This is a genomic window from uncultured Microbacterium sp., assembly GCF_963524805.1.
Lineage (GTDB): Bacteria > Actinomycetota > Actinomycetes > Actinomycetales > Microbacteriaceae > Microbacterium.
In genome coordinates this window covers 299,422-325,175 of record NZ_CAURGG010000003.1, presented here as the reverse complement: position 1 = coordinate 325,175, position 25,754 = coordinate 299,422, and the positions used below count along the sequence as shown (strand labels likewise).

Annotated in this window: 24 protein-coding genes; 9 read left to right on the top strand and 15 right to left on the bottom strand. The window is 70.3% G+C overall.

All coding sequences use genetic code 11. The features are described 5' to 3' along the window. The first annotated feature begins 49 nt into the window (after positions 1–49). Positions 50–757, top strand: a complete 708-nt coding sequence (locus RWQ91_RS09045; RefSeq protein WP_314505062.1) for a GNAT family N-acetyltransferase — start codon at positions 50–52, stop codon at positions 755–757. A 54-nt stretch (positions 758–811) separates the two neighbouring features. On the opposite strand, the gene RWQ91_RS09040 is transcribed toward RWQ91_RS09045, so the two are convergent. After that, positions 812–2,296 (bottom strand): SLC13 family permease, encoded by a 1,485-nt coding sequence (locus RWQ91_RS09040; protein ID WP_314505478.1) that lies wholly within the window; start codon positions 2,294–2,296, stop codon positions 812–814. A gap of 215 nt (positions 2,297–2,511) precedes the next feature. Here RWQ91_RS09040 and RWQ91_RS09035 point away from each other — a divergent pair, with 215 nt between their 5' ends. Both RWQ91_RS09035 and RWQ91_RS09030 read left to right on the top strand, forming a co-directional pair. Beyond that, on the top strand, positions 2,512–4,176 hold the full coding sequence (locus RWQ91_RS09035; RefSeq protein ID WP_314505059.1) for a sensor histidine kinase: 1,665 nt from the start codon (positions 2,512–2,514) through the stop codon (positions 4,174–4,176). Further along, complete coding sequence (locus tag RWQ91_RS09030) at positions 4,173–4,829, top strand: response regulator (RefSeq protein WP_314505055.1); 657 nt, start codon at positions 4,173–4,175, stop codon at positions 4,827–4,829. Before RWQ91_RS09035 ends, RWQ91_RS09030 begins: the two co-directional genes overlap by 4 nt. Here RWQ91_RS09030 and RWQ91_RS09025 read toward each other — a convergent pair. The 7 genes from RWQ91_RS09025 to RWQ91_RS08995 form a co-directional block, all read right to left on the bottom strand. Further along, positions 4,811–7,402 carry a glycoside hydrolase family 38 C-terminal domain-containing protein gene (locus RWQ91_RS09025; protein WP_314505052.1) on the bottom strand — a complete coding sequence of 864 codons (2,592 nt, stop codon included), beginning with the start codon at positions 7,400–7,402 and terminating at the stop codon, positions 4,811–4,813. The genes RWQ91_RS09030 and RWQ91_RS09025 overlap by 19 nt on opposite strands. Beyond that, positions 7,399–7,992 (bottom strand): SIS domain-containing protein, encoded by a 594-nt coding sequence (locus RWQ91_RS09020; protein WP_314505050.1) that lies wholly within the window; start codon positions 7,990–7,992, stop codon positions 7,399–7,401. Before RWQ91_RS09020 ends, RWQ91_RS09025 begins: the two co-directional genes overlap by 4 nt. Then, positions 7,982–8,956, bottom strand: a complete 975-nt coding sequence (locus RWQ91_RS09015) for an ROK family protein (RefSeq protein WP_314505045.1) — start codon at positions 8,954–8,956, stop codon at positions 7,982–7,984. Before RWQ91_RS09015 ends, RWQ91_RS09020 begins: the two co-directional genes overlap by 11 nt. Before the next feature lie 119 nt (positions 8,957–9,075). Continuing rightward, positions 9,076–10,146 carry a LacI family DNA-binding transcriptional regulator gene (locus RWQ91_RS09010; protein ID WP_314505042.1) on the bottom strand — a complete coding sequence of 357 codons (1,071 nt, stop codon included), beginning with the start codon at positions 10,144–10,146 and terminating at the stop codon, positions 9,076–9,078. A 40-nt stretch (positions 10,147–10,186) separates the two neighbouring features. Continuing rightward, positions 10,187–10,849, bottom strand: a complete 663-nt coding sequence (locus RWQ91_RS09005) for an aspartate/glutamate racemase family protein (RefSeq protein WP_314505039.1) — start codon at positions 10,847–10,849, stop codon at positions 10,187–10,189. An 11-nt stretch (positions 10,850–10,860) separates the two neighbouring features. Beyond that, positions 10,861–11,745: a hypothetical protein gene (locus tag RWQ91_RS09000; RefSeq protein WP_314505037.1), complete on the bottom strand. Its 885-nt coding sequence runs from the start codon at positions 11,743–11,745 to the stop codon at positions 10,861–10,863. Continuing rightward, entirely contained in the window at positions 11,742–13,193 is a 1,452-nt protein-coding gene (locus RWQ91_RS08995; RefSeq protein WP_314505034.1) for an FGGY family carbohydrate kinase, read from the bottom strand. The genes RWQ91_RS09000 and RWQ91_RS08995 overlap by 4 nt, the downstream gene beginning before the upstream one ends. 263 nt (positions 13,194–13,456) lie before the next feature. Between RWQ91_RS08995 and RWQ91_RS08990 the strand changes: the two genes are divergently transcribed. Continuing rightward, positions 13,457–14,419: a sugar ABC transporter permease gene (locus RWQ91_RS08990; RefSeq protein WP_314505031.1), complete on the top strand. Its 963-nt coding sequence runs from the start codon at positions 13,457–13,459 to the stop codon at positions 14,417–14,419. Further along, positions 14,419–15,399 (top strand): carbohydrate ABC transporter permease, encoded by a 981-nt coding sequence (locus RWQ91_RS08985; RefSeq protein ID WP_314505028.1) that lies wholly within the window; start codon positions 14,419–14,421, stop codon positions 15,397–15,399. The genes RWQ91_RS08990 and RWQ91_RS08985 overlap by 1 nt, the downstream gene beginning before the upstream one ends. A gap of 95 nt (positions 15,400–15,494) precedes the next feature. On the opposite strand, the gene RWQ91_RS08980 is transcribed toward RWQ91_RS08985, so the two are convergent. Continuing rightward, complete coding sequence (locus RWQ91_RS08980; RefSeq protein ID WP_314505025.1) at positions 15,495–16,874, bottom strand: extracellular solute-binding protein; 1,380 nt, start codon at positions 16,872–16,874, stop codon at positions 15,495–15,497. A gap of 268 nt (positions 16,875–17,142) precedes the next feature. Here RWQ91_RS08980 and RWQ91_RS08975 point away from each other — a divergent pair, with 268 nt between their 5' ends. Continuing rightward, positions 17,143–17,793: an AAA family ATPase gene (locus RWQ91_RS08975; protein WP_314505023.1), complete on the top strand. Its 651-nt coding sequence runs from the start codon at positions 17,143–17,145 to the stop codon at positions 17,791–17,793. Positions 17,794–17,804: 11 nt separating this feature from the next. Here the strand turns inward: RWQ91_RS08975 and RWQ91_RS08970 are convergent, their stop codons facing one another. The 4 genes from RWQ91_RS08970 to RWQ91_RS08955 form a co-directional block, all read right to left on the bottom strand. Further along, positions 17,805–18,686 carry an aminoglycoside phosphotransferase family protein gene (locus RWQ91_RS08970; protein WP_314505021.1) on the bottom strand — a complete coding sequence of 294 codons (882 nt, stop codon included), beginning with the start codon at positions 18,684–18,686 and terminating at the stop codon, positions 17,805–17,807. Beyond that, the gene (locus tag RWQ91_RS08965) at positions 18,641–19,408 is read right to left on the bottom strand and encodes an alpha/beta fold hydrolase (protein ID WP_314505019.1); all 768 of its coding nucleotides are present in this window, start codon (positions 19,406–19,408) and stop codon (positions 18,641–18,643) included. Before RWQ91_RS08965 ends, RWQ91_RS08970 begins: the two co-directional genes overlap by 46 nt. A gap of 136 nt (positions 19,409–19,544) precedes the next feature. Continuing rightward, entirely contained in the window at positions 19,545–21,389 is a 1,845-nt protein-coding gene (locus RWQ91_RS08960; RefSeq protein ID WP_314505018.1) for an MBL fold metallo-hydrolase, read from the bottom strand. Next, positions 21,386–23,185 (bottom strand): hypothetical protein, encoded by a 1,800-nt coding sequence (locus tag RWQ91_RS08955; RefSeq protein ID WP_314505016.1) that lies wholly within the window; start codon positions 23,183–23,185, stop codon positions 21,386–21,388. Before RWQ91_RS08955 ends, RWQ91_RS08960 begins: the two co-directional genes overlap by 4 nt. A 120-nt stretch (positions 23,186–23,305) precedes the next feature. Between RWQ91_RS08955 and RWQ91_RS08950 the strand changes: the two genes are divergently transcribed. Continuing rightward, positions 23,306–23,686, top strand: coding sequence for a hypothetical protein (locus RWQ91_RS08950; RefSeq protein ID WP_314505013.1), 381 nt, complete (start codon positions 23,306–23,308; stop codon positions 23,684–23,686). Positions 23,687–23,700: 14 nt separating this feature from the next. Here the strand turns inward: RWQ91_RS08950 and RWQ91_RS08945 are convergent, their stop codons facing one another. Continuing rightward, positions 23,701–23,982, bottom strand: a complete 282-nt coding sequence (locus RWQ91_RS08945) for a hypothetical protein (protein WP_314505011.1) — start codon at positions 23,980–23,982, stop codon at positions 23,701–23,703. 210 nt (positions 23,983–24,192) lie between these two features. On the opposite strand from RWQ91_RS08945, the gene RWQ91_RS08940 reads away from it, so the two are divergent. Beyond that, positions 24,193–24,519, top strand: a complete 327-nt coding sequence (locus tag RWQ91_RS08940) for an ATP-dependent DNA ligase (RefSeq protein ID WP_314505009.1) — start codon at positions 24,193–24,195, stop codon at positions 24,517–24,519. Positions 24,520–24,610: 91 nt separating this feature from the next. Continuing rightward, positions 24,611–25,024: a CBS domain-containing protein gene (locus tag RWQ91_RS08935; protein ID WP_314505007.1), complete on the top strand. Its 414-nt coding sequence runs from the start codon at positions 24,611–24,613 to the stop codon at positions 25,022–25,024. Here RWQ91_RS08935 and RWQ91_RS08930 read toward each other — a convergent pair. Beyond that, a complete protein-coding gene (locus tag RWQ91_RS08930; RefSeq protein WP_314505005.1) occupies positions 24,971–25,729 on the bottom strand; it encodes an alpha/beta hydrolase in 759 nt (252 codons plus the stop codon). The genes RWQ91_RS08935 and RWQ91_RS08930 overlap by 54 nt on opposite strands. Positions 25,730–25,754: the final 25 nt, after the last annotated feature.

Genomic DNA, 25,754 nt, shown 5'->3' with positions numbered 1-25,754 from the left:
GGTGAGGGACGTGGCAGCACACACCGAGACATCCTCCGAAGGAATCCCTATGAGCCAGACCGTTTCGACGCATCAGGATGCCGCCGTCCTGGACAACCCGGCCTGGCATTCCCTCGCCGGGCCGCATGCGTCGTTCGCGATCGGCGACGACCTCGTCCGTCGCTATCCGTCCGACGTGGCGCCGTTCGTCGCCGTGCGCACCTGGGACGAGCCGCGCGTCTGGGACGCGCTGGTCGAGCTCGTCGGCCCCGGTGCGGAGATCGGCCTGTCCGCCACGGATGAGCTGCCCCCCGAAGGCTGGGAGATCCTCGGCCGCGGGGAGGGAGTGCAGCTCGTGCAGACCGAAGCTCTGAGCCCGCGGCCGGACGACGAGGCGATCGTCCTCGGCGTCGCGGACGTGCCCGAGATGCTCGCCCTCGTCGAGCGCAACGAGCCCGGCCCGTTCCGCCCGCGCACCCACGAGCTCGGGCGCTACATCGGCTTCCGCCGCGACGGGAAGCTCATCGCGATGGCCGGCGAACGACTGCACCCCGAGGGGTGGACCGAGATCAGCGCCGTCGCGACGGACGTGCAGTACCGCGGACAGGGGCTGGCTTCGCGCCTCGTCCTGGATGCCGTGTTCCACATCCAGCAGCGCGGCGACCGCGCCCTCCTGCATGCCGCGGCGACGAATGTCGGCGCGATCGCCCTGTACGAACGCCTCGGCTTCACGCTGCGCCGGCGCACGACCTTCTCGTTCGTGCGCACCCCCGCCTGACGCACGCACGAGTCGGGCCGGGGTTCGGATGAACCCCGGCCCGATCTGGCGGCATCAGCCGAAGGGGATCGCTCCGACGAGCACACCCACCAGCAGCATGACCAGCGACACGACGCACGCACGCCACAGCACCTTCTTGTGGTGGTCGCCGAGGTTGACCCCGGCGAGGGACACCAGCAGCAGAATCGCCGGAACGAGCGGGCTCTGCAGGTGCACGGGCTGTCCAGTGATCGAGGCACGCGCCATCTCGACCGGCGCGATGCCGTAGGTCGCGGCGCTCTCGGCGAGCACCGGCAGGATGCCGAAGTAGAACGCGTCGTTGGACATGAAGAACGTCATCGGGATCGACAGCACCCCGGTGATCACGGCCAGGTACTGACCCATCGAGGCCGGAACGACCTGCACCACCCAGTCGGCCATCGCAGTCACCATGCCGGTGCCGTTGAGCACTCCGACCAGGACGCCGGCGGCGAGCACCATCGAGACGACGCCGACGATGCTGGGCGCGTGCGCGACGATCTCGTCGGCCTGGCTGCGCAGCTTGGGGAAGTTGATGACGAGCGCCAGAGCGGTTCCCACCATGAAGATGTACGCGAGCGGCATGATGTCCATCACCAGCAGCACCATGACCGCCAGGGTCAGCGCGAGATTCACCCAGATGAGCTTCGGCCGCAGCGTCGGGCGGTCGGCGCTCAGCATCGTGTCGGCCATCATCGTGTCCAGATCCTCGGCTTCGAGCACCTTCTGCTCGGCGAGGGTCGCCTGAGCGACCGGCATCCGCTGGCCCGGCCGCACCGTCACCAGTCCCGTGGTGGACAGCGTCGCAGCGGCACCGGGCTTGACGGCCGTGCCCTGCACGACGCGGTTGCCGCCGAAGACACGGCGCCAGAACGCGGGCTGCCCGGCGGGAGCGGCATCCATCTGGATGTTGGCCGGCGAGTACTCCAGCGACCCGATGCGCTTGCGCTCGGCCAGGCCGAGCGTCCACGCGAAGACGAGGGCGATCACCAGGCCCGTGGCCAGCGAGGGCAGCATCGGCACGAAGATGTCGGTCGGAGACACCCCGAGCGCCGACGCAGCACGCACGGTGGGTCCGCCCCACGGCACGATGTTGAGCGTGCCGTTCATGAGGCCCGCGACGCACGTCAGGACCACCGGGCTCATGCCGAGGCGCAGGTAGATGGGCAGCATCGCCGAGGTCGTGATGATGAATGTCGTCGAGCCGTCGCCGTCGAGCGAGACCGCGCCGGCCAGGATCGCGGTGCCGAGCACGACCTTGGCCGGGTCATTGCCGAGGAACCGGGTGATGAAGCGGATCAGCGGGTCGAACAGGCCGACGTCGATCATGATGCCGAAGAACATGATCGCGAACATCAGCAGCGCCGCAGTGGGGGCGAGGTCGCCGATCGACTCGATGATCATGTCGCCCAGGCCGAGGCCCGCGCCGGCGAAAAGACCGAAGATCGTCGGCACGAGGATCAGGGCGACCATCGGCGTCAGGCGCCTGGTCATGATGAGCACCATGAAGGTCAGGATCATGGTGAATCCGAGGATGACGAGCACATCGACTCCTTTGTCTGAGATCGTGCAGCCGAGGACGACGGATGCCGCTCGGCGGTCACCGCGGGGGCGGATGACGTTCGCACGAAGCTAGCCGGGCGGCAGGGGCGCCGGCCGGTATCTCGCGTTGATGCACGTATTGCGCATATCGTGAGTTCTGCGCATTTCGCTCAGTGCGCCGCGAGGAGGCGGACGTGCGGTTCTCGACGCAGATGCTGCTGCTGCAGCTCGCGTGCGTGACTGCGGTCGTCGCCGTCTGCACCGGAGTGTTCGTCTGGATCGGCGTCCAGCAGCTGCGTGCGGAGGCGGAGAGCTCGGCGCTGTCGATCGCCCGCACGGTCGCCGCCGACGCTGATGTGCGCGCGGGCGTGGCGCGCATCTCGGGTCAGCCCGGCACTCCGCGCAACGCCGACCTGCGCGACGGGCCGCTCGCCGCGCTCGCGGCGGGAGCCGAGCAGAACACGGGCGCCCTGTTCATCGTCATCACCGACGACCACGGCATCCGGCTCGCCCACCCCGACCCGGAACTGCTCGGGAAGGTCGTGAGCACGGGCTTCGCCGATGCGCTCGCCGGACGCGAGACCGTCGCCTGGGAGGCGGGCACTCTCGGCGAATCCGCTCGCGCCAAGGTGCCGGTGCGCGATCCGGTGTCGGACGAGCCCGTCGGCGAGGTGAGCGTGGGGTTCGCCCCGGCGAGCGTGTTCACCGAGCTTCCGCTGCTGCTCGGCGGCGTGGCGCTGGCGGCGCTCGTGGCGGTCGCGCTGGGTGGGATCGTGTCTCTCGTGCTCCGGCGGCGCCTCGAACGGCTGACCCTCGGCCTGCAGCCGGAGGAGCTGTCCACGCTCGTGCAGAACCAGGCCGCGGTGCTCGACGGCGTGGGCGACGGCGTGCTCGCCTCGGGTCCCGACGGCGTGGTCACCGTCGCGAACACGACAGCCGCTCGTCTGCTCGGCACGCCCGATCTCGTCGGTCGCCGCATCCGCGACCTCGACCTGCCTTCGGCGGTGCGGCATGCACTGGGCGACTCCGCTCCGGCGAACGGCGGACGATCGGATGCCGCGGAGCCGCTGTCGGTCGGCCGGAACGTGATCTACATCGACACCCGGCCGGTCTCGCGCGCCGACCGCGATCTCGGCATGATCGCCGTGATCCGCGACCGCACCGACGTCGTCGCGCTCACCGATCGCCTGGAGACCGTCTCGGCGATGACAGACGCGCTGCGCGTGCAGCGGCACGAATTCGCGAACCGGCTGCACGTCACGGCCGGACTCATCGACGCGGGGCGGGTCCCCGACGCGCGGGACTACCTGGACGAAGTGCTCGAGGCCTCACGGGAGGACTCGGCGATACCGCTGCACGAGCACGTGTCCGAACCGTTCCTCGCGTCGTTCGTCGAATCCAAAGCCCTGCGCGCCGGCGAGCGGGGCGTCCGACTGAGCGTGAGCGGTGATTCGCTCGTGCGGGGCACGGTCGGCCTCGCCGAGGATGTCGCCACGGTCGCCGGCAACCTCATCGACAACGCCGTCGCCGCGGCGGTGGGCGGGGACGAGCCGCGCTGGGTCGTGGTCGAGCTGCTCGACGATGCCGACACACTGGTGCTGACCGTGGCGGATTCCGGGAAGGGTGTCGCCGACGAGCGCTCGCTGTTCGGCGCCAGGCCCGCGACCGACCTGGATGAGGATGCCGTGCACGGCCGCGGCATCGGCCTGCCCCTCGCCCGGGAGGTGGCGCGCCGGCTCGGCGGGGACGTGTGGCTCGCGGACGCCGGCGGAGAGGCCGGCGGCGCCGTCTTCTGCGCGCGCCTTCCCGGCGTGATGCGGGCACGTACGACCGCGCCGGACGAGAGGGAGGATTCATGAGCAACCTGATCCACGTGCTCGTGGTGGACGACGACTTCCACGTCGGCGGGCTGCACCGCGACATCATCGCCGCACGGCCGGGTTTCGCCGCCCTCGAGCCCGTGCGCGGAGTGCGCGAGGCCCGCGCCGCGGTGCGCGACCGGCATCCCGATCTCGTCGTGTGCGACGTCTATCTGCCCGACGGCGACGGGATCGGTTTCGTCGCCGAACTGGCCGTCGACGCCTTCGTCATCAGCGCCGCATCGGATGGCGCCACCGTGCGCCGAGCCCTGCGCGCCGGCGCATTGGACTACCTGATCAAGCCGTTCGAACCGGGGATGCTGGGCGAGCGGCTGGACGCCTATCGTCGCTTCCGCAATCTGGCCCCCGAGGATCGACGGCTCGATCAGGACGCGATCGAACGCGCACAGCGCGTGCTCTACGCCCGGGAGTCCGGCGCCGCGCCGGTCTCGCGCTCGACGACGGAGCGGCTCATCGTCGAACTGCTGCGCGAGGGCGAGGCCTCCGCGAGCGACATCGCGACGCGCGCGGGCATCTCGCGGGCAACGGCCCAGCGCCACCTGGCATCGCTGGCCACCCGCGGAGCGGTGGAGGTGACGCTGCGATACGGCTCGACCGGCCGGCCCGAGCACCGCTACCGCGTCGAGGGCTGACGCTCGGCAGGACCGGTGCCGTCTTCGAGCGGGAGTTCCAGCAGGTCGAGCTCCTCGATGGGTCCGCTCCGGGGCACCCGGAAGGTGCGCACCCGGTACGGAGTGAAGTGGGCCTCGATCACCCGGTCGAGCAGCGGCAGCCGGATGACGGCATCCGTCTGCTCTCCCCGCGTCTCGACGGCGCGCACGATCAGGTCGGCGCTGTCCTCTTCCGTGCCCGGATCCTCGCTGCCCTTGATGGCCGTCACCATCACGCCCGCGCCGCCGTCATCGGCGAAGGTCATGCTGCTGGGCAGAGTGCCCGGATGGAACGACTCGAACATGGCCCGGACGGGCGAGCCCAGTTCGATCGCCCGGCGCTCCGGCTGCGCGGCGCGGTAGTCGCCGCCGTGCGGCACCAGCTCGTAGCTGAAGCGCTGAATGCCCTGGTCCTGGTAGCTGTAGATGCCGTCCGGGTCGAGCAGGCGCGAGTCGTGCCACGAGTACACCGGGCTGCGCACGGCGGTCAGTCCGATGCTCGCCGCGTCGCCGGGCGAGGCGTCCCAGCCGTGCTTGCTGTTCGCGATGACCGTCAGCCCCGCGGGTCGGCCCGCGATCGTGCCCGTGAGGTCGACCCACGCCTGCGCGGGCTCCTCGGCACCGTCGACCGGCCGCTCGATCACGCCGTACGGCACCTCGTAGGTGGCGGTGGGAGAGTCCAGGCCCGTCGGGAAGCGCAGCTTCAGCAGGTGGGTCTTCTCGCGCCAGTCGAGGGTGACGTTCACCCGGAGGGCCTGACCGTCGTGCGGGAGCACGAGCTCCTCGATCAGGGTCGAGGCTCCCCAGCTGCGCTCGATCCGGACCCGGGAACGCAGCGGCCCGGTCTCGCGCACGAGTATCCGGTCCAGGCTCATCTCCGCACCCGCCCACGCGTACGAGATGACCCGGTGACCCCAGGTGTCGGTCGGGTCCTCGCAGATCTGCGTGTGCGGCTGCGCTGACGTGCCCGCCAGCAGGTCGGCGCCGGAGGCCTTGTGCACGAGCGAGGAGATCCACCCGGTGCGAGGATCCAGCTCGATGCGCAGGTGGTCGTTCTCGAGCAGCGACTCGGTGACCGTCAGCGGCGCAGCTGCCGGAGCCTCGGCCGGGGCGCCCGAATGCAGGCGGTACAGCCGGTAGCCGAACGGCGGGACCTCGGCCCGGAAGACGATGGCGCCGCGGCTGCGGTCATCGGTGGTCGCCGTGGACTGGCTCAGCTGAGTGACGACGGCACGCCCCTCGGCATCGGTCATGTGCACGCCTTTGGGCTGCATGCCGTAGTGCAGGTCGACCTCGGCCCTGACTTCCCAGGGGTGGGGGTTGAAGACGACGATCGGGTGGGTGCCCACCTCGATCGGGATGTCGATCTGCCGAGCGAGCACGTTGTGCGCGCGCGTGATGATGCGCTTGGCGATCGAGGTGGCCTCCCCGAGCTGATCGCGGGCATCGTCGTAGCCGGACTCGATCGCCGAGCCGGGGAGGATGTCGTGGAACTGGTTGAACAGCACCTGCTTCCAGGCGCGCTCGAGGTCGTCCCGCGGGTAGTCGATGCCCTCGCGCAGGGCGGTGACCGCCGCCCATCGCTCGGCCGACAGCAGCGCGAACTGAGCGCGCCGCTGCCACGCCTTGATGCCGGAGTGCGCCGAGTAGCAGCCGGGCGCGTGATGCTGCAGGTCTTCACGGCGCACCGTGAGCCCGTCGAGGAAGCGCGGCCCCCGGGCCAGCATCTCGTCGAAGTACTCGCGCGGAGACGACATCTTCATCCTCCCGAACGAGCCCATGCGGTCGTACCGGTGGATGGACTCGATGTTGGCCCTGGTCGGGCCGCCGCCGTGGTTGCCGACGCCGTAGAAGACCATCATCGCGCCGAGGCTGCGGTCGAGGGCGGCGAGCGACTTCTCGGTCTGTTCGACGATGTCCCCGGGCGGGCTGCCGTATTCGAACGGGATGCGGTACGCCAGCACTCGGCTGCCGTCCGGCGACTCCCACCAGAACAGCGTGTCGTCGAAGTCGGACTCCTGGGGACCGGGCCGCATGAACAGGTAGGAATCCATCCGCTGCTGACGAAGGACCTGCGGGATCATGACGTTGTGACCGAAGGGGTCGACGTTCATGCCGACCTGCGCCATCCGCCCGAAACGGGACTGCAGGTAGCGCTGGCCGTAGAGTCCCTGCCGGGCGAAGGACTCCCCCATCGGCATGTTGCAGTCCGGCTCGACCCACCATCCGCCGGCGTTGACCCAACGACCTTCGGCGACGCGCTCCCGGATGCGGGCGAACAGCTCGGGGTCCGATTCCTCGACCCAGGACAGCAGCACGATCTGATCGCACGTGAAGACGAAGTCGGGGTACTCGTCCATGCGGTGGATGGCCGACCAGAAGGTCGCCCGCGCCTCCTGGTAGCCCTCCTGCCAGGGCCAGAGCCACACCGGGTCGAGGTGGGCGTTGCCGATCATGTGGATCGTGCGATCCGGGGATGCCGCCGGCCGCGCTGCCGGCGCGAGATCCTGCGGCTGGGTGCCGGACGGCGCGTTCGCGAGCGGCGCGTCGCTCACGGGTACTCTCCGTCGCCGTCGACCCACGCGTCGACCATCTCGGAGATGACGTGGAGCATGAAGGTGTGCATCTCCTGGATGCGGGGGGTCGTCGTCGACGGCACCAGGAGGGCGACATCGGCGAACTCCTTCGACGGTCCGCCGTCGCCGCCGCCGAACAGCACCGTGGTCGCGCCCTTCGCCTTCGCGGCCCGCAGAGCGCCGACGATGTTGGCGCTGCGGCCGCTCGTCGTGAAGGCGGCCACGACGTCGCCCGGCCGGGCGAGCGCCTGCACCTGCCGCGAGAAGACGTCGTCGTACGAGTAGTCGTTCGCGATGCAGGTCATGGTCGTCGCATCGGTCGAGAGGGTGACGGCCGGCAGAGGCCGCCGGTCGCGCTTGTAGTGGCCGATGATCTCGCCGGTGAGATGCTGCGCATCCGCCGCACTGCCGCCGTTGCCGAAGGTGTACAGGATGCCGGCGCCGCGGTACGCGTCGATCAGCAGCTCTCCGACGCCGCGGAGGCGGGGCAGGAGTTCGCCCATCGCGGCGGCCACCTCTTCGTGATCGCGCAGCTGAAGCTGCATCCACTCGGTACGGTCAGCGGACAAGGCTGTACTCCTCGAGGTCCTCGAATGCTCTTGCGGCGGCGCCCACCACGCACACCGCTTCGCCCAGTTGTGCGAACTCGATCCGCACGGCCGCGGCAGCCAGGGGCATCGCCGTCCGGGCCACCGTCGCGCGCACCGGATCGATCAGTGCGGCCCCGGCCCGGGTGACCCCGCCGCCCAGCACGACGACTTCGGGCTCGAACGTGTTGACGAGGTCGGTGACGGCCTGGCCGATGACGTCCGTCGTCTCGGTCCACAGCTGCACCGCCAGCGGGTCCCCGGCCTCGGCTGCGGCCAGCACGTCCTCGGCCGTCGGTGCCGGCACGTCGGCCAAGCGGGAACCCGACGTGTCGGTGGCGAGGGCTTCACGGGCACGCGCGGCGATCGAGGTGCCGGACGCGTAGGCCTCCAGGCATCCGGATCGACCGCACGTGCAGCGGCGGCCGCCGGGGCGCACCGTGACGTGGCCGAACTCGCCGCCGTTGCCGGCCGCTCCACGGTGCAGGCGGCCGTGGATCACCGCTCCTCCCCCCACCCCGGTCGAGATCGTGAGGTACAGGGCGATCTGTGCACCGCGCGCGGCGCCGTAGCGATGCTCTGCCAGCATGCCCGCGGTCGCATCGTTGACGAGAACCGCCGGCAGCCCGAACTCGGCCCGGGCGAGGTCGGAGATGGGGACATCGATCCAGTCCGGCAGGTTCAGGGGCGCCATCACGATCCCGGTCGCAGGATCCAGCGGTCCTCCTGAGCTGATGCCGATGGCGGCCATGCCGCCGGGTCCGGCGCTCGCGATCGCCCGATGGCCCATGTCGAACAGCCGCGCGATGACCCTGTGGTGGCCCTCCTCCTTGAGCGTCGGCTCGACGAGGAACGCGTGCACGACGCCGTCCGCGGTGAGGACGCCGACCGCCAGCTTCGTGCCTCCGATGTCCAGCGCCAGCACCTTCCGGGACTCAGCGGACATTGCTTCCCCTGCCTGATCGACGCGGGCGACACACAGCGCGCACCGGTGTGACATCGTTCCCACATTCTACGAGCACGGTTCTCACCGGGTCAATCCACCGGTCGTCGCGGGAGCGTTCCTCAGCGAGCCAGCGCGGCGGTCGAGCCCCGGTGAACAACGCGCGTCGGCACGACGACGGTTGCCGGAGGCGACCCCGGCTGCCGGATCTTCGCGAGGACCGCTTCGACCGCCGCCACCCCGATCGCACCCGGATCCTGCACCACCGCAGTGACCCCCGGTTCCACCATCGACATCCAGGCGGCGTCGTCGAAGGCGACCAGCGAGAGGTCGGCCGGGATGCGCAGCCCGCGGTCGTGCGCGGCGCGCCAGACACCCTCGGCGATGAGGTTGTTGACGGCGAACACCGCGGTGGGGCGGTCCGCCCGCTCGAACAGCGCGTTCGCCGAGTTCCGTGCGTCCTCGGCGTCCCATCCCGACGTCACGACGATGCTGTCGTCCACGGGCAGGCCTCCCCCGCGCAGGGCGTCGGTGTAGCCGTCCAGCCGGTCCTGACCCGTCGTCCACTCCGTCTCGTCGACCAGCAGCGCGATCCGCCGGTGCCCCAGGGCCAGCAGGTGCTCGGTCGCCGCACGCGCGGCGGCGCGGTTGTCGACCACGACCCCGCTCGCCCGGCGCGGGACGAACCGCCGGTCCACCTCGACCACGGGGATGCCGTGGCCGATCGCGAAGGTCACGAGGGCGTCGGAGACGGGTGTGCCGACGATGCCGGCGACCCGGAGCGAGACGAGCGCCTCGGCGGCGTAGCTCTCCTCCGAGCCGGCGTCGCCGTCGTCGATGAGAACGGTGGTGTAGCCCGCGGCGCGCGCGGCGCGCGCGGCGCCCGAGGCCAGACCCGCGTAGAACGGGTTCTTCAGATCCGACACCACGACGCCGATCAGTCGGCTCGACTGCTGCTTGAGGCTGCGGGCGGTCACGTCTACGACATAGCCGAGCTTCTTCGCGGCGTTGCGCACGCGCGCCCGCACGGGCTCAGCGACGTACCCGGTGCCGGCGAGCGCCCGCGAGGCGGTCGAGCGCGACACGCCCGCGGCTTCGGCGACCTCTTTGATCGTCGACCGCCGATAGGGGACGACGGCGTCCTCGGTCACGTCGGTGTCGGGTACGGCGGCGTCCGAGAGATCTGAGCTCATGGGCTTCCCATCGCGGAACACGGTCGTTCCGAGCCACATCCTATTGCGGCGGTCCTGTCGCGCCGTCATGCATCTCGAGCCGCTCGATCGCGGCATCCACCGCCGACTCGGGCGAGCTCAGCACCGGGATGCCGACCGCCGAGCGTGCCGCCGCGCCCGCCATCGAGGCCTGGGCGAGCACGATCACATCGGCGCTGCGCGCCGCGGCCGTCACTGCGTCGGCGATGAGCGCGTCGTGGTGCTCGCCGTCACCGGCCTCGCGAGCCGCGAGCGCACCGGGGACGACCGCCAACTCGAGCGTCGTGCCGCGATCGGCGGCAAGGCGCTGCAGCAGGCGACCGGTGGGGCCCAGCGTCGCCTCCAGGGTGGCGAGCACCGCGATGCGGCCCGTCGCCGCCGAGGCGAGCTGCATCGCGCGCTGAGCCATCGCCGCGTCGATGCGCAGCACCGGCACCCCGATGCGAGCCCCGACGGCCTCGGTCGCCTCCCCGATCGACGAGCAGGTCACGAGCACCGCGTCCGCCCCCGCGGTGACGAGGTGGCGTACGTGCGCATCGACGGCGGCTTCGATGCGGGGGCCGACCCCGGCACGCACCGCGTCGGCCAGCAGCTGTGGATCGACCACGTGCACGGCGGTGGATGCCGGGCGGCGCTCACGCAGCAGCTCGTCGAAGCGCACGGCGAGCGCGGGCACCGTGTGCACGAAGCCGAGCCTCATCGCGCCTCGCCCCACGGTCTCGCGTCCCGGTCGACGATCTCCACGAGGGATTCCAGCCGCGGGACCGACCGCTCCCTCAGCGAGGCGAGTACATCCGGCGTCCCGACGACGTCGCTCCACAGCGCGCGTCCGGCGAGGAAGCCGCTCGCGCCCGCCCGGCACGCCGCCCGCACTGCCGAGGCGAAGCGGTCCTGCCGCACGCCCTGCGACAGCACGACCCACGGACCTGTCACATCCGCCGCCAGACGTTCACTGGCTCGGCGCTGCTGGACGTCGTCGCCCGCGCCGCCCAGCGGCACCTGCACTTTGTAGAGCGAGGGATGCAGCGGCGACAGCTCGCGGGCGGCTTCGCGGATCGCCCCCTCTTCGTCCCACGAGCCTTCCTGCAATTCAGCGGGCGTGGCCCGCACCACGGGCTCGAGCACCGAGAGCACGCCGCGTCGTCGGGCCTCCGCGATGAACCTCTCCGCCAGGGCGACGCGCTCGTCCCGCCGCTCGTCCCGCCGCCAGATGAGCAGCAGCTTGACCGCGTCCACGCCCTGACGCACGGCATCCATCGCACCCTCGTCCAGGGCCGTCTCTTCCACCGGCCCGCCCGCCTGCTGGGTCAGCGCGTCCGTCGCGAGGATGAAGCCGCAGCGCGGAGGCAGCAGACCGTCGGCGAGGATCTCGAGGCCGCCGAATTGCCGATCCACCAGGAACCCCGACGCAAGAGGACCGAGGGCGGTGGCGACGTCGCGCTTGAACTGCACGAGCACGGCGTCGTCGGGCCGCCCGGCACCGGCGAGGTCGAACATGTGGCGCAGGCTCTCGCGCTGGTCCATCGCGACCATGGCCAGGCCACCCCCGGGCCGGGCGATCGCGTCGAGCGTGGCGGTCATGCTGCTCCCCTCCGGTCGATCGGCACCCCGGTCGCCACGAGTGCGGCGCGGAAGTGCGCGACGACGTCTGCGATGGTCAACGGATCGGGGCCCACCGTGCGCGTCGGCGCGACGAGGTCGCCGACTTCGCCGCCGCGCACGGCCGCCAGGGCCGCGGCGCCCGTGGCGACCGGCGCCTGCAGATCGATCAGTTCAAGTTCCTGCCCCGCGACCGACGCCGCCAGAGCCGCGAGGCGCGGGGTGAGACGGAACGGCGCGCCGACGAGCCGTGGCGCGGACCCCGGGCCGCTCACATCGTCCGCGGCCTCGAGCATCCAGCCGCCGTGGGCGGCGACTCCGCGCAGGAGCGCGTGCAGCTCGGCCGCCACGTCGCCGTCGGCGACGCCGAACATGCGCAGCGTGGCCGACGCGTCGGGATGCGGGCACTGCCGCCCGCGGGGGTACGGCAGCGCGATCGCCGCGTCGGGCCCGGGCTCCGAAAGGGTCCGGCCGGCCAGACCGTCGGCATCCCCTCCCCGATGGAGGGCGCGCTCCCGCCACTGCGCGAAGAGGGAGCCGGCCGCGGGGCTTCCGGCGAGCACCGCCTCGTGATCCCCGTTGACGGTGCGAACGACGCTGAAGCCCTGCTCGCCCGCTCGCCGCCGATCGACGCCGTCATCGGCGACCGCCACGACCGCCTCCGTGGTGCCGATGGAGCGCACGCGGCCGCCCGGGGAGCGGATGCCGGCCACCCAGGCGGCCACGGCGTGGTCGTGACCGGCGACGAAGACAAGTGCCGAGGGGTCGACGCGCCCGTCGAGGGCAACGACCCCTGACGCGGTCACGGTCCCCGCCGGTTCGCCGGGTGCGAGGATGCGGGGCGGGAAAACGAGCGGGATGCCGAACTCGGCGAGCGCGGCGTCGTCCCACGTCACGCGCAGGGGGTGTCCGGCCGGCGGCAGCGGCAGGGCGCCGCTGCGGCCGGCGAGGGTGTGGTCGGTGACACGGCGGCCGGTGAGGGCGACCGCGATGAGATCGGCCGCGAACGCCCATCGGGCGCGCGATCGCCCTTCGCACACCTCCGCCCACGTCAGCAGGGGAAGCTTGGCGGTCAGCGGCACACCCGTCGCCGCATGCAGCGCGGCCGCGTCCAGCCGTCCGGACCACTCGGGCCTGCGATCGTGGGAGGCGTCCCGATCCCACCGCAGCAGGGGTCCGCGCGGAGTGCCGGCGTCATCGGTCAGCGCCCCGGTCTCCGCCATCGAGGCGATCCCGATCACTCGCGCCGGGCCGCAGTCCGCCCGGCGCAGCGCGTCTGCGGCGACGCGCAGCGACGCGGCGGCAAGTCCGGCAGCATCCCGTCCGGCGGTCGAGGTCTGCACCACCGAGCGTTCGGTCACGGTCGCACCAACCTCGATCACCGAGGCCTTCACGGCCGTGCTGCCGACATCGATGCCGAGCGCGATCATCCCAGGTACCGAATTGCCATTTGTGAGATCGTACCCACACCCCTCACCGTGTCCGCAAGGGGTGGTGAACCCCGCTTTTGCACGTGTTCTGGCGGCGAGCAAGGGGCTTGCTTCTCCCGGGAGGCGCACTTATGGTGGCTCTCGCATTGTGGAATCGATGCCATAAGAACGGCGGAGTCTGCGCGCTCCGCAGAAGGGAACGCCGATGTTTCCGTACTCCCCCCCGAGCAACGCCCGCGGCCGCACAGGAAGGCGGCTCGCCCATGGCCACGACTGAGCTCGCCGCGCCGGCCGCAGCGGCGTCGGAGAAGCCGAAGAAGCGGCGCCGGAACGACTTCAACCGCCGAGAGGCGATCGCCGGCTACCTGTTCATCTCCCCCTGGCTGCTGGGGTTCCTCGTGTTCACCTTCGGCGCGATGATCTACAGCCTGGTGATCTCGTTCAGCTACTACCAGCTGGCCACCAACTCGGCCCGGCCGGCCGGTTTCGCCAACTACGAAGCGCTCATCTCCGACCCCAAGGTCATGCTGTCGCTCGGCAACACGCTGTTCTACGCCATCCTCGCCGTGCCGCTGGAGATCACCTTCGCGCTCTCCCTCGCGCTGCTGCTGAATCGCGTCGGTCGGAGCGCGGGCGTCTTCCGCACGCTGTACTACCTGCCGAAGATGACACCGGTCGTGGCGACGGCGGCGATCTTCCTCCTGCTGCTGAACGGCAATCAGGGCGCGATCAACAAGGGACTCGCCGCGATCGGCATCCAGGGCCCGCAGTGGCTGCTCGATCCGGCGTGGATCAAGCCGTCGATCGTGATGATGACCCTCTGGGGCGTCAGCGGCACGATGATCATCTTCCTCGCGGCGCTGAAGAACGTGCCGCGCGATCTCTACGAGGTCGCGCAGCTCGACGGCGCGGGGCCGATCCGCCGCTTCTTCTCGATCACCCTGCCGATGATCTCGGGCGCGCTGTTCTTCAACATCATCGTGCTGACGATCGCGGCCATCCAGGTGTTCGACCAGGCGTACCTGCTCTTCTACCGGGATCAGGTGCAAGGGGCCTCCGACGCCTCGCTGTTCTACGGCATCTACCTGTTCCAGCAGGCATTCCGGCAGTTCAACTTCGGCTTCGCCTCGGCGATGGCCTGGCTGCTCTTCGTGATCATCATCACGATCTCGCTCATCCAGGTGAAGCTGAGCAACCGATTCGTCTACTACGAGAGCGACCGCTGATGACCACCGAGCGCATCAACCCGCCCGTCACTCAGAAAGTGCCGGACACCGAGCACCGCGATGACGCGGTCACCGCCCCCACCGGGAAGGCACCGGAGACGGCGGCCACCCCGCCCAAGCGCAAGAAGCGCCTGTCCGCCGCCGGCTGGGTCGGCCGCATCCTGCACTGGGCCGTCCTCATCGGCTTCGCGCTGCTGTTCCTGTACCCCTTCGCGTGGCTGCTGGCGGCCAGCTTCAAGCCCCGCGGTCAGGTCTTCGACAACAGCCTCATCCCGAAGACGTTCCAGCCCGAGAATTACGTCAAGGTGTTCAGCGAGCTGCCGCTGCTGAACTGGATCGGCAACAGCGTGTACATCGCGGTCCTCGCAGCGCTGCTGGTGGCCGTCTCGAGCTCGATCGTGGCCTTCGGGTTCGCGTACTTCAAGTTCCCCGGTCGCAACATCCTGTTCGGACTCGTGCTGGCCACGATGATGCTCCCCGGAGCTGTCACGCTCGTGCCCCAGTACCTGATCTGGAACCAGCTGGGCCTGGTGGGAACCAGCGTTCCGCTGTGGGGGATGAACCTGTTCGGCTCGGCCTTCTACATCTTCCTGCAGCGCCAGTTCTACCTCGGGCTGCCGCGCGAGCTGTTCGAGGCGGCGCGCGTGGACGGCCTCGGCTACTTCGGCATGTTCTGGAAGATCGCGATGCCGCTGTCGATCCCGTCGTTCATCATCGTGTTCCTCTTCGAGTTCCAGGCGAGCTGGAACAACCTGCAGGCTGCGCTGATCTATCTGAACGCCGGATCGCCGGAGGGGTACACCGCGCCGCTCGGCATCGCCTCGGCCATGACGAAGTACAGCCCGACCAACGGCGGCCACGGCGACTACCAGTACGTCATGGTCGCCGCCCTGCTGGTCACGATCCCGATGCTCATCCTCTTCGCGATCGGACAGCGGTACTTCGTGGAGGGGCTGGCCACGCAGGGCCGCAAGGGGTGACGCGAGCGCACGAAGAGGGCGGCATCCACATCGGATGCCGCCCTCTTCGTGCCGCCGCCTGGAGCGACCGGGCTCTCAGCGCCGGCGCATCATGATCAGCCGGCCGCCTGGTCGTAGGCCCGCTGCGCCGCGGCCTGCGCGTCGGCCAGCGCGTCCGTGGCCGACTTCTCACCGAGAAGGGCCGAGGTCACCGCGTTCTGCAGCTCGCTCTGGATCTGCTGACCGGCCGGCGAAGAGCCGAAGGACGCACCGCTGGAGGCCACGTCGTAATACGTGGCGATCGCCTCGTCGAAGCCGGCGTAGGCGGTCGGCTTGACGTACGCGTCACGGATCGCCTGGTCGGACTCCGGCGAACCGGTGAACAGTCCCGCATTGATGCCGTTGCGAGCGGGGTCCTCCTCGGTCGTCTGCGCCCGGGCCTCACCGGCCGCATCCCACGCCTCCGGCGAGGTGAGCTCGATCATCCACGCGCACGCCGCCGAGGGGTTCTTCGACGACGCAGGGATCACGAAGGACGATCCGCTGGCGACCGTGAACGGATCGCCTTCCTGGGTGACGAGGGGGGTGGCCGAGATCTGCACCTGCTCGGCGTACGGCGTCAGCACGTTGACGTACCACTGGTCGAACACCGCCGCACCGACCTGGTCGGCGACATAGGAGTTGTTGTCGCCGAAGACGTCGAAGGAGTCGACGAAGCTCTTGACGTTGGCGTAACCGCCCTGCGCGTCGTAGATCTTCTTGAGGAAGTCGATGGCCTCCGCGTTCTTGGGGTTGTCCAGTGTCGGCTTGCCCTCGTCGTCGATCGTGGAACCGCCGAAGCTCAGCATCCACAGGCCGGCCTTGCCCACGCCCTGCGGGTCGAAGCCGAGCCGCGTCGGGTTGGATCCCTCGAGGGTCGTCATCTTCTGCACCGCCGCGAGGAAGGCCTCCTGGTCGGAGACGTTGAGCTGGTCGGCCGTGACGCCCGCCTGCTCCATGACGCGCGTGTTCAGCAGGATGGCCGGCGGCTGATAGAACTGCGGAACCGCCCAGACGGAATCGTCGTAGCTCACGTCGTCGATCACCTGCGGGTACCAGTACTCGCGAGGGTCGATGTCGTAGAGCGCGAAGCAGTCGTCGAGGGGCATGATCAAGCCCTGTGCCGCGTACGTCGTGACGAACTGGCGGTCCATCTGAACCACGTCGGGGATGCCGCCACTGGCCGCAAGGGTCGTGAACTTCTGTGCGTCGAACGGCGATGCGTCCAGATCCACTGTCGTGTCCGACTCGCCCAGCTTCTCCTCGGCGAGGTCGAGACGGGACTGGCCGACCTCGTCGGCGTTCTCGAATCCCCACGCCGTGAGGGTGCCGGAGTAATCCTTCGAGAACTCCGCAGCGCCCTGGGGTCCCGCAGATCCTCCGCCACCACAGGCGGTGAGCGTGAAAAGCGCTCCCGCGGCGGTGACCGCGAGGAGAGCCTTCTGCCGATTCTTCATTGAACTGTCCTTTCGGAAGGAGCAGATCCCGTGGCGTGGGGGGCCGGGACGTGCAGACTGTGTGGTGCTGTGTGTGGGAACCATCCCACAGCGGAACGTACAGGAGGAGTGCCGGGGAAACAAGCCACTTGCAAACGGCCGCAGAGCCTGCATTCCTGCTGTTTTCGGGCCTCGGAGCCAGCGCGACGGACTCGTCGGCGACGGCACCGCCACGCCGCCGGCAGGTTCGGTATGGCATCGATCCCATGTCGGATGCGAGAATCAGCCTGTGATGCCGACGGCGCGGTCGACGACGCTGGGAGAGCTCCTCGCCCGGGCGCAGTCGCTCATCGCGGCGCACGACGGCCGTTCCCTGCTCGGAATCACCGGCCCTCCCGGAACCGGCAAGACGACGCTCGCCGCCGCCCTGGTCACCGGCCTCGACGCCGGGACGGCGGCCGTCGTCCCGATGGACGGCTTCCACCTCACCCGCGCCCGGATCGCGGGAACCGATCTCGCCCGGCGGCGGGGGGCGCCCGACACCTTCGACGGCGACGCATTCGCCGCGGCCCTCGACTCGGTCCGGCACGGCATCGATCGCGACATCGCCCTTCCGGCGTTCGACCACCTCGTCGCAGACCCCGTCCCAGACGCGGTCATGGTGGGACGCGGAATCCCCCTGGTCATCGTCGAGGGCAACTACCTGCTGCACCCCGATCCGGCCTGGGCGGCGGCACGTCAGCAGCTCGACGCGGTGTGGTACATCGACGCCCCGGCGGAGGTGCGCCGCCTGCGGCTCGAAGCGCGCCACCGTCGTCTCGGACGCAGCGCCGCAGATGCCGCACGGTTCGTCACCGAGTCGGATGAGCGCAATGCCGCCGTCATCGCGCAGACGGCCTCCGCTGCCGATGCGATCTTCACGCTCGCCGACATCGGCTGAGTGCGGGCAGCTCAGACCCCGCGGAACAGTTCGTCCAGCACGTGCCGTGCCAGCTCGGCCTGCCCGGGCGGCTTGTTCGTGAGCATGATCAGCCCCTTCCACAGCGCCCATCCTCGACCTCGAGCCCACGTCGCCTCATCGAGTGCGAGGCCGTTGCGGAAGGCATCCCGAGCGGCACCCTCCAGGTGCGTCCAGACGATCGCCGTGTCGCACGCCGGGTCGCCGACTCCGGCGCACCCGAAGTCCACCACGGCCGAGAGCCGCCCTCCGCGAAAAAGCAGGTTGCTGATCGACACGTCGCCGTGGAACCACACCGGCGGACCGGCGAAGGTCGCGCTCAACGCGTCGCTCCAGATGCCGCGCGCGAGATCGCGCTCCCGGCCGTGCACCCGCAGGATCAGCGCGTCCAACTCCTGCGCCCAGTGGGTGAGCGGTCCCCCGCGGAACGCGCTGTGCAGCCCGGGCGCCGGCGCGCCGGTCGTGTCGATCGAGCGCAGGGCGACGCAGAAATCGGCGAGTTCGGCCGCCAGTCCCGTTCGATCGGCGATGGATGCGGTCGCGCTGGGTTCGCCGTCGAGCCAGCCGTAGACCGACCACGGCGCCTCGAACAGCGGGGATGGCGCGCCGAGCGCGCGCACCGTCGGAATCGGCAGCGGAAGGTGCGCCGCCAGACGCGGCAGCCAGAGCTGCTCCTTGCGCACCTGAGGCACCGACCGCTCCGCGGCGGGCAGCCGGACGAGCAGCTCGTCGCCGAGGCGGAACATCCGGTGATCGTTGCCGCCGCGGTCGATGGCGCGCAGCGGCAGCGCCTGCCAGTGCGGGAACTGCTCGGCCAGCAGCGCCCGGATCAGGCGTTCGTCGATGCGCGCGAAGTCGATCCCGTCGCCGTCCACGCGTTCACGCTACCGCCGGCGGCATCGGCGAGCTCAGGAGCGGGCGCCGGACCTGCGGCCGCGAGCAGCACCGCCGACAGGTCGTTCGGGCGCTCGAGGTGCGTCCATCGCCCCGACGGCAGATCCACGATCGTCACGTCGGCGATCCGCGCGAGCTCTCGGGCCGGGTCGATGCCGGCCGAGATCCATCGGCGCGCATCTTCTCCGGTGAACTCGGTCGCGACCACGGTGACCGGCACGTGCAGCCGGCGCTCGTCGGACAGCCGCTGCACGCCGTCGAGCACGTGCGCGGCGTTCTCGGTCACGCGCCGGTGCAGCGCGGCGAGACTCGGGTCGATCGCGCGCTGACCGCCGGTGTGGGTCAGTCCGCCCACGGCGTCGGCGGTGAAGCCGCTGAGCACTCCGGCGCCGTCCGCGCTCGGGAAGCCGCCGACATAGACGGCGCGGGCGACCGACTCGGGCCGCCGGTTCACCGCGGCATGCACCAGACCGCCGGACTCCGCGTGCGCGACCAGCAGGGCGGGCCCGTCGCACCGGTCGATCGCGGCGACGATCTCGGCGACATGATCGGCCAGCATCATCCCGGCGCGGTTGCTGGTCCGCGAATCGAGTCCGCGCAGCGTGAGCGCCGTGGCCCTGTGTCCGGCCTCCGCCAGGCGGGTGACGACGTCATTCCACGAGCTGGCGTCCAGCCACAGGCCCGGAACGAGGACGATGTGCATGCGCGATCCTTCCGTCGAGAAGCGATTCTCGCGCGCACGCGCTTCTGCCGCACGGGACTTGCGCTTCTCCCCGGTCCATGCTCCTCGCCGCAGCATGGCGCGGAAGAGATCACCACCGGCAGCGCGGCCGAGGGAGTCAGACGGACGCTTCCACGTCCACGAGAGCCTCGGCATGCTGGCCCAGCAGCAGGTCGCCGATCGTCACGTCCACGGCCACCCGGCATCGGCGGCCGGGGGTCGACGGAGTGACCTCGAGCGCGAACGAGCGCTCTTCGAAGGCGGCGAGGGATGCCGCACTCCTCGGCGTCGAGGTCTGCCATCCCTCGGGAAGCACCAGTTCGGCGCTGGCCTCCGCCCGCTCGCCGAAGGGATTGCGCACCCGCACGGTGTAGGTGAGCACGTCGCCGACGACGCCGCGGGCGCGGTAGGGCTCGATGCGGGCCGCCTGACCGTCGGGCCGGAGGTCGACGGCATCCAGCGGCAGCAGCTCGCGGTGGATGTCATCGACCGCCTGGCCCGCCTCTTCCAGGTGATCGAGGTAGTCCCGATCGACCCAGCGCGGCTCCCAGTGACCGGTGGCCATCAGTCCCGGCGCGATCCGGCGATACAGGGCGGCGCTGCGCGGGTAGTCCCCCAGCCGGAACAGGTTGCGGTACTGGTAGTTCATGACGTCGCGGCGCCCGTCCCGGCCGCCCAGTCCCTGCTGCTGGTCGCCGGTGAAGACGACGGTCACGCCATCGACGGTCACCGCGTAGGCGACCGCGTACAGGGTGTGTCCGGGCTGGGCGAACACCGAGATCTCGTACTCGTTCCAGGTGAACGGCTCCTCCAACGGCAGCACCCGGTCGGCGGGGATCGGGTCGTACCACTGGCAGGGCAGGTCCTGACGCCACGGATCCGCCAGCACCGGTGCGACGTTCTCGGGGATCCACAGCTGGGTGCCTTCCACCTCGCGCAGCAGCGGCATCCCGGCGACGTGGTCATCGTGGTAGTGCGTGGGCACGGCCACGGTGATCCGTGTCACGCCGTGATCGCGGCGCAGTGACGCCAGTGACGCCAGCCAGGGCCGCCGGGCGCTCCGCTCCTGCGAGCGGACCAGTCCCGTGGTCATGTCGTAGCCGTAGTCGATCAGCAGCGCCTCCCCCGTTTCCGAGAGCAGCACGTAGGAGCACGAGATCGAGGTGCGGTTCAGCAGCAGGTGGGGCGTGAGCGCGACGTAGGGGTCCTCGAGGCGCGCCCGCACGTCCCACGGGTAGCTGCGCCGCGAATCGATGTAGCGCTGCATCGCGTCCACGAGCAGGTCCAGCGCCTGTCCGGGATCGTGCATCGGATCCCCGTGCGACGGAGCCAGAAGCGTCGGCTGCTCAGCCTGCAGCACGAGCGCGCTCAGCACGGTCATCGCCGGGCCTTCGTTCTCGGTGTACGACCACTGCGTCGCCGCCAGCGACCAGACCTTGCCCGGTGCGTACACGAGGTCGCCGCTGAACGCGATGCGCTCATCGTCGCGGTCGAGCAGGTAGGTGACCGAGCCGACCGTGTGGCCGGGTGTCGGCAGGACGCGCAGCCGCACGCCCGCGCACACCAGCTCCCGGTATTCCGGCACCGTGGCATGAACGGGCACGGACTGCAGCAGCGAGAAGCGATCCTGCCGGAGGTCGTAGTCGTTCGCGAGCGTGCGGCTGGACCACATCTCCTCGACGCGATCGAACAGCTCGACCTCCACCGGTGGGACGTGGATGCGGGCACCGTGCGCGACGGCGCGCGGCAGCCCCTGACCCTGATCGCGGTGGTGGTGGGTCATGAGCACATCCGTGACCCGCCGGATGCCGAGCTCGGCCAGCCGGTCGAGCACGCGACCCGACCCGAAGTCGATGGTGACCGCGTCGCGCTCACCGAAGGGCGCACCCGGGTCGACGATGACGTAGACCTGGCATGTGTCGGCGATGCGCCAGACGCCCGGGGCGATCTCGGTCGGGCTCACTCCAGCGCGCTCCGATAATCCGCCCACGTCCCCTGGATGACGGCGAGGTGCTCGGGCAGGATGACCTCCGCAGGGTCGAGCCGGTCGATGTCATCGGCCACGCGCTCGATGTAGTACAGCGCCGGCACCCCCAGTCCCCCTTGGGTGCGCGCGTAATCCAGCCATTCGTCCCGGCTGGGCATCGGCCACTGGTCGGTGTCGACGGGGTGGTCGGGCATCGTGGCGGCGACGATCTCGAAGCGGGCCCGCAGCTGCGCCGCGACCGAGACCGGAGCACCGGTGACGTCGTGCTCGAGCACGTCGTTGGTGCGCACCATGTCGCAGATGTCGCCGAAGGACGGATGCACGGTGTGCGTGATGATCAGAGCGTCCGGCTTGACCGCCTTCGCGGTGCGGTGGATGCGCCCGACGAGCCGGTGCAGGGCGGCGACGCCCCAGACGCCGTCGCTGTCCGCAGCGGAGCGCATCGTCGCGCCGCTCGGCGTGCGCTGCGTGAAGTCGACCTTGAAGCCGTCGGCATCCAGCCCGCCCCGACCCAGCAGCCGGTCGATGATGCCGTCCAGACGCGAGAGGTAGGCGGGACTCCCGGGGTCCGCGGCCACGGCACGCCCTGCGGCATCCGTGATGCACTCGTCCACGGGCAGGCCCGTGGGGTCCCACGCCTTCCACCACAGCAGAACCCGGCGACCCTCGGCGTGGCGCCGGGCGATCCACCCGCGCAGATCCGGCCAGGCCTCGGCATCCGGCTCCGCGGTGGCGTACTGCGCCTGCCAGCGGTCGTCCACGACGATCGTGCCCGGCTCGAGCGAGGCCTGCGAGAGCGCGGCGAGGAAGTCGTCGTAGACCTCCTGGCGGCAGAAGGCCGGCGCGTCCGCCGTCCCTCCGCGTGCGACCTGGCCGCCCCAGCCGCAGAAGATCGGCTGCAGCCACCAGGATGCGGGCGGATACCGGCCCGCCGGCGCGTGGCCGTGCGCAACCAGGTCGCTGCGGTGGGCCTCCAGGGCGTGCTTCGGAGAGTCCACCGGCCGGATCACGATGGTGGGCGATCGCCAGCGGCCGTCGACGCGGGTGTGCCCTTCGTAGTTCAGGCGCAGGAGCGCGCCGTCGTCGACCGGCTCGTACCGCAGCGTGGTGAAGCCGAGCTCTTCCACCGCACCGCGCAGCCAGAGGCCGAGCCACGCCCCGGGACCGGGTGCGAAGGCGTCCACCGCCGGGTCCCTGCCGAAGGCGAGGGCGAACGGCGGGGGCGAGAAGACCCCGTTCAGCCGCCCGGGGTCGGCGTCGCCGACCACCCCCAGCGAGGCGGCCGACCACACCGGACGCACGAACGCCACCGGCTCGGTGGGGCTCGGCACGTAGATGCTCTTGGCGTCCAGACCGCTGCGGAACGTCCCCGAGGCGCCGGAGGGCAGCACACCGTCCCCGCCCAGGAGCGTGACGTCCTCGAGCGCGCCGTCGCCCTCCGCCTCGAGAGTCAGCTCGATCGCCTCCCCCGTGCAGCGCACGACGAGCGCGCGGGCCGACCAGGCGGGCGACTCGGTGGACACGACGATCACGATCGCGTCGTCGTCCACCGCGACCGTCGGTTCCCGCACAGCCGTGGTCTCATCGCGGCCCTCGCGGGTGTGGGCGCTCGAGAGGGCGCTCAGCCGCATCCACCGCGACCCCTCGGCATCCGACAGCTCGAAGTAGGGCGACTTCACCAATCCCGCCGGACCGGTCCTCCAGGCGAGCATGTACCCGTCGCCGCGCACGATGGTGCGGTCGGAGTCGCCCGCCAGCGAGGGGGGAGTCATGTCCTCCATCCTATGTGACAACGTTCCCAGAAGCGCTTCTCCGCGCCGGTGAGGGCTTGTCAACCCCCGTGCCGACACGAGGCGCAACGGTCACGCTCGATGGCGATCAAGGAGTGACCGATGACCGATTCTTCGCCCCGTCCGCACGGTCCCGAGCGCCTGCCCGACGAGCAGCCGACGCCCGACCCCACCGACCTGACCAATCAGGAAGCGCTCCAGAACGGCGCGCGCTCTCGCTGGCTCGTGCCGGCCGGCGTCCTGGCTGCCGTGGCGGTGGTGCTGTACTGCTTCGCGTTCCAGATCCAGATCGTGCTGCCGCTCATCGGCATCGTCTACGTGATCGCGGTGTGGCTCGTCATGTGGGCATCCTCGCGCGCGAGCGAGCGCGGCCCCCGAGGAAATCGGCGCCTCGCGTGGCTCATGGGCGCCATGGCTGCCGGCGCCCTGGCGATCGCGATCGCGATCTACATCGTGGAGTCCACCCGCGTGCCGTGGCGCTGAGGGCGAAGACCTGCCTAGAGGACGTCGCCGAAATCGCTCAGCGGGTCGGCATCGATGCTCGGGGGATGCTTCTCCCACTCATCGATCTGCTCGGGTTCCATGCGGATGGTCTCGAAACGCACCCCGACACGCGGCGTGATCAGCACGCGGATGGTGGAGCGCCCGACGGTCTTGAATTTGACGAACCCCGCGCCCTCGCGGGCCGCAACCAGGATCTTCTGCTGCAGCGCATCGAGATCGGCATCCGGCCGCAGGACGAAGGTCTGACCATCGACGCGGACTTTGTGGATCTTCATGATGCTCCGAACCGAGCATCCAGGGGGGATAGCGCGTGCTCGCACGCTACGCCTGTCTCCCCCCCCGTACCAGGAGTACAGCCAACTGCCAGGTTGGGCCGGTCATTGCTAGCACCACCCTCTCGAGGCGTCAACCTGTACGCAGGTCGTTGCCCGGGTCATACCGTGGAGACGGACAGAGGCTGAATCGCCGTCGGCAGGAGGTGCCGGATGGGAAAGCTGAGCTACGAGGGCCTGGTCAAAGTCGACTTCGAGGACAAGATCCTCTTCCATCTGCAGACCGTCATCGGATCAAAGCTGCGACGCGGAGAGTCCTTCCACTTCACCTGGATCGACGACACGAGCATCGGCAACGGCAGGACCGCCATCTGGGTCCATCCCCACTGCGCTCTCGTGTACAAGTACTACGGCAGCCGGCGTCCGCAGCTGAACACGGCATGGATCGAGGCTCTCGCCTTTGCCGCGAACTCGCCGACGGGCCTGTATGTGGTGCCGGAGCCGGCGGAATTGGCCGCACGGGCCGAGGCGACCATCTGACGGCTTCCTCGCGCGGGTCGCCGGGCTTGTCAAGCCCCTGATCCTGCCCGCGCCAGGGTGCCTACCGTGGCCACGTGCGAAAGGAGCAATCATGACAACCGCACGAGAGATCATGTCCACCGATCCGCGCTGCATCGGCGAGAACGACACCCTCGCGGACGCAGCCCGCTTGATGGTCGAGCTCGACGTCGGAGCTCTGCCCATCTGCGGCGAGGACGACCGCCTCAAGGGGATGCTGACCGACCGCGACATCGTGGTCAAATGCGTCGCGCGCGGCGGCGATCCGGCCTCGACGACCGCAGGATCGCTCGCCGAGGGCAAGCCGGTCACGATCGGCGCAGACGATGACGTCCGTGACGCCCTCACGACGATGGAGCAGTATCAGGTGAGGCGGCTGCCGGTGATCGACGGTCACGATCTGGTGGGAATCATCAGCCAAGCCGACATCGCGCTATCGCTGAGCCCCACCGAGACCGGCGAGACGGTCGAGGCGATCTCGGAGTGACCCGCCGCTCTGCGATGTGAAGTGCTCCACGGCCCCCGCGACCGCCGCGGGGGCCGTGTGCTGGGCCAGGTGCCGGCGACGGGGGATCTCGACCAGCACGGCGTCTCGGGCGTGATCGCGGAGCCGGCGGGCCCAGGCGAGTCCGGCGACCGGGTCGCGCTCCCCGCGGATCACCAGCACCGGCATCCGCAGCAGCGCGATGCGGTCTTCGAGCCGATAGCGCAGCATATGGCGCAGCTGCGTCAGATACCACCGGGGACCGCACATCAGATAATCGGTGAAGACAGTGAGGTTGCCGTCGATGGGCTCGCCCAGCGTGTCGACGGCCAGAGCGCTCGCCTGCGCGAGAGCGGTGCGATGGCGGTCGTCGACGACCGGACCGATCACCACGACGTGCGAGACGAGATCCGGGCGCTGCAGCGCCAGCTCGGTCACCCACTGCGCACCCATCGAGTGACCCACGAGAACGGCGCGAGACACACCGAGTCGCTCCACCGCGCCGGCGAGCGCTGCGGCCATCTGTGCGATGTCCACGTCGCGTCCGGGTTTGGGCAGTCCCCCGAATCCGGGCAGATCGACCGAATGCACGCTCGCCGTGCGCGCGAGCCGCCGATGAAGCCGCGCGAGGTACCGGTGCGACATGCCGATGCCGTGGATCAGGACGAACGTCTGCTCCGGTCTTGCGGTCGGTGCGGAGGAGCTCACGGCTCGGAACGCGAGTCCGTCGACG

Excerpts from the sequence above, each read along its gene's own strand:
- RWQ91_RS09045 (WP_314505062.1), top strand. The coding sequence starts at position 50 with ATGAGCCAGACCGTTTCGACGCATCAGGATGCCGCCGTCCTGGACAAC.
- RWQ91_RS09040 (WP_314505478.1), bottom strand. The coding sequence starts at position 2,296 with ATGATCCTGACCTTCATGGTGCTCATCATGACCAGGCGCCTGACGCCG.
- RWQ91_RS09030 (WP_314505055.1), top strand. The coding sequence starts at position 4,173 with ATGAGCAACCTGATCCACGTGCTCGTGGTGGACGACGACTTCCACGTC.
- RWQ91_RS09015 (WP_314505045.1), bottom strand. The coding sequence starts at position 8,956 with ATGTCCGCTGAGTCCCGGAAGGTGCTGGCGCTGGACATCGGAGGCACG.
- RWQ91_RS09010 (WP_314505042.1), bottom strand. The coding sequence starts at position 10,146 with ATGAGCTCAGATCTCTCGGACGCCGCCGTACCCGACACCGACGTGACC.
- RWQ91_RS09000 (WP_314505037.1), bottom strand. The coding sequence starts at position 11,745 with ATGACCGCCACGCTCGACGCGATCGCCCGGCCCGGGGGTGGCCTGGCC.
- RWQ91_RS08995 (WP_314505034.1), bottom strand. The coding sequence starts at position 13,193 with ATGATCGCGCTCGGCATCGATGTCGGCAGCACGGCCGTGAAGGCCTCG.
- RWQ91_RS08990 (WP_314505031.1), top strand. The coding sequence starts at position 13,457 with ATGGCCACGACTGAGCTCGCCGCGCCGGCCGCAGCGGCGTCGGAGAAG.
- RWQ91_RS08985 (WP_314505028.1), top strand. The coding sequence starts at position 14,419 with ATGACCACCGAGCGCATCAACCCGCCCGTCACTCAGAAAGTGCCGGAC.
- RWQ91_RS08980 (WP_314505025.1), bottom strand. The coding sequence starts at position 16,874 with ATGAAGAATCGGCAGAAGGCTCTCCTCGCGGTCACCGCCGCGGGAGCG.
- RWQ91_RS08965 (WP_314505019.1), bottom strand. The coding sequence starts at position 19,408 with ATGCACATCGTCCTCGTTCCGGGCCTGTGGCTGGACGCCAGCTCGTGG.
- RWQ91_RS08955 (WP_314505016.1), bottom strand. The coding sequence starts at position 23,185 with ATGACTCCCCCCTCGCTGGCGGGCGACTCCGACCGCACCATCGTGCGC.
- RWQ91_RS08950 (WP_314505013.1), top strand. The coding sequence starts at position 23,306 with ATGACCGATTCTTCGCCCCGTCCGCACGGTCCCGAGCGCCTGCCCGAC.
- RWQ91_RS08945 (WP_314505011.1), bottom strand. The coding sequence starts at position 23,982 with ATGAAGATCCACAAAGTCCGCGTCGATGGTCAGACCTTCGTCCTGCGG.
- RWQ91_RS08940 (WP_314505009.1), top strand. The coding sequence starts at position 24,193 with ATGGGAAAGCTGAGCTACGAGGGCCTGGTCAAAGTCGACTTCGAGGAC.
- RWQ91_RS08935 (WP_314505007.1), top strand. The coding sequence starts at position 24,611 with ATGACAACCGCACGAGAGATCATGTCCACCGATCCGCGCTGCATCGGC.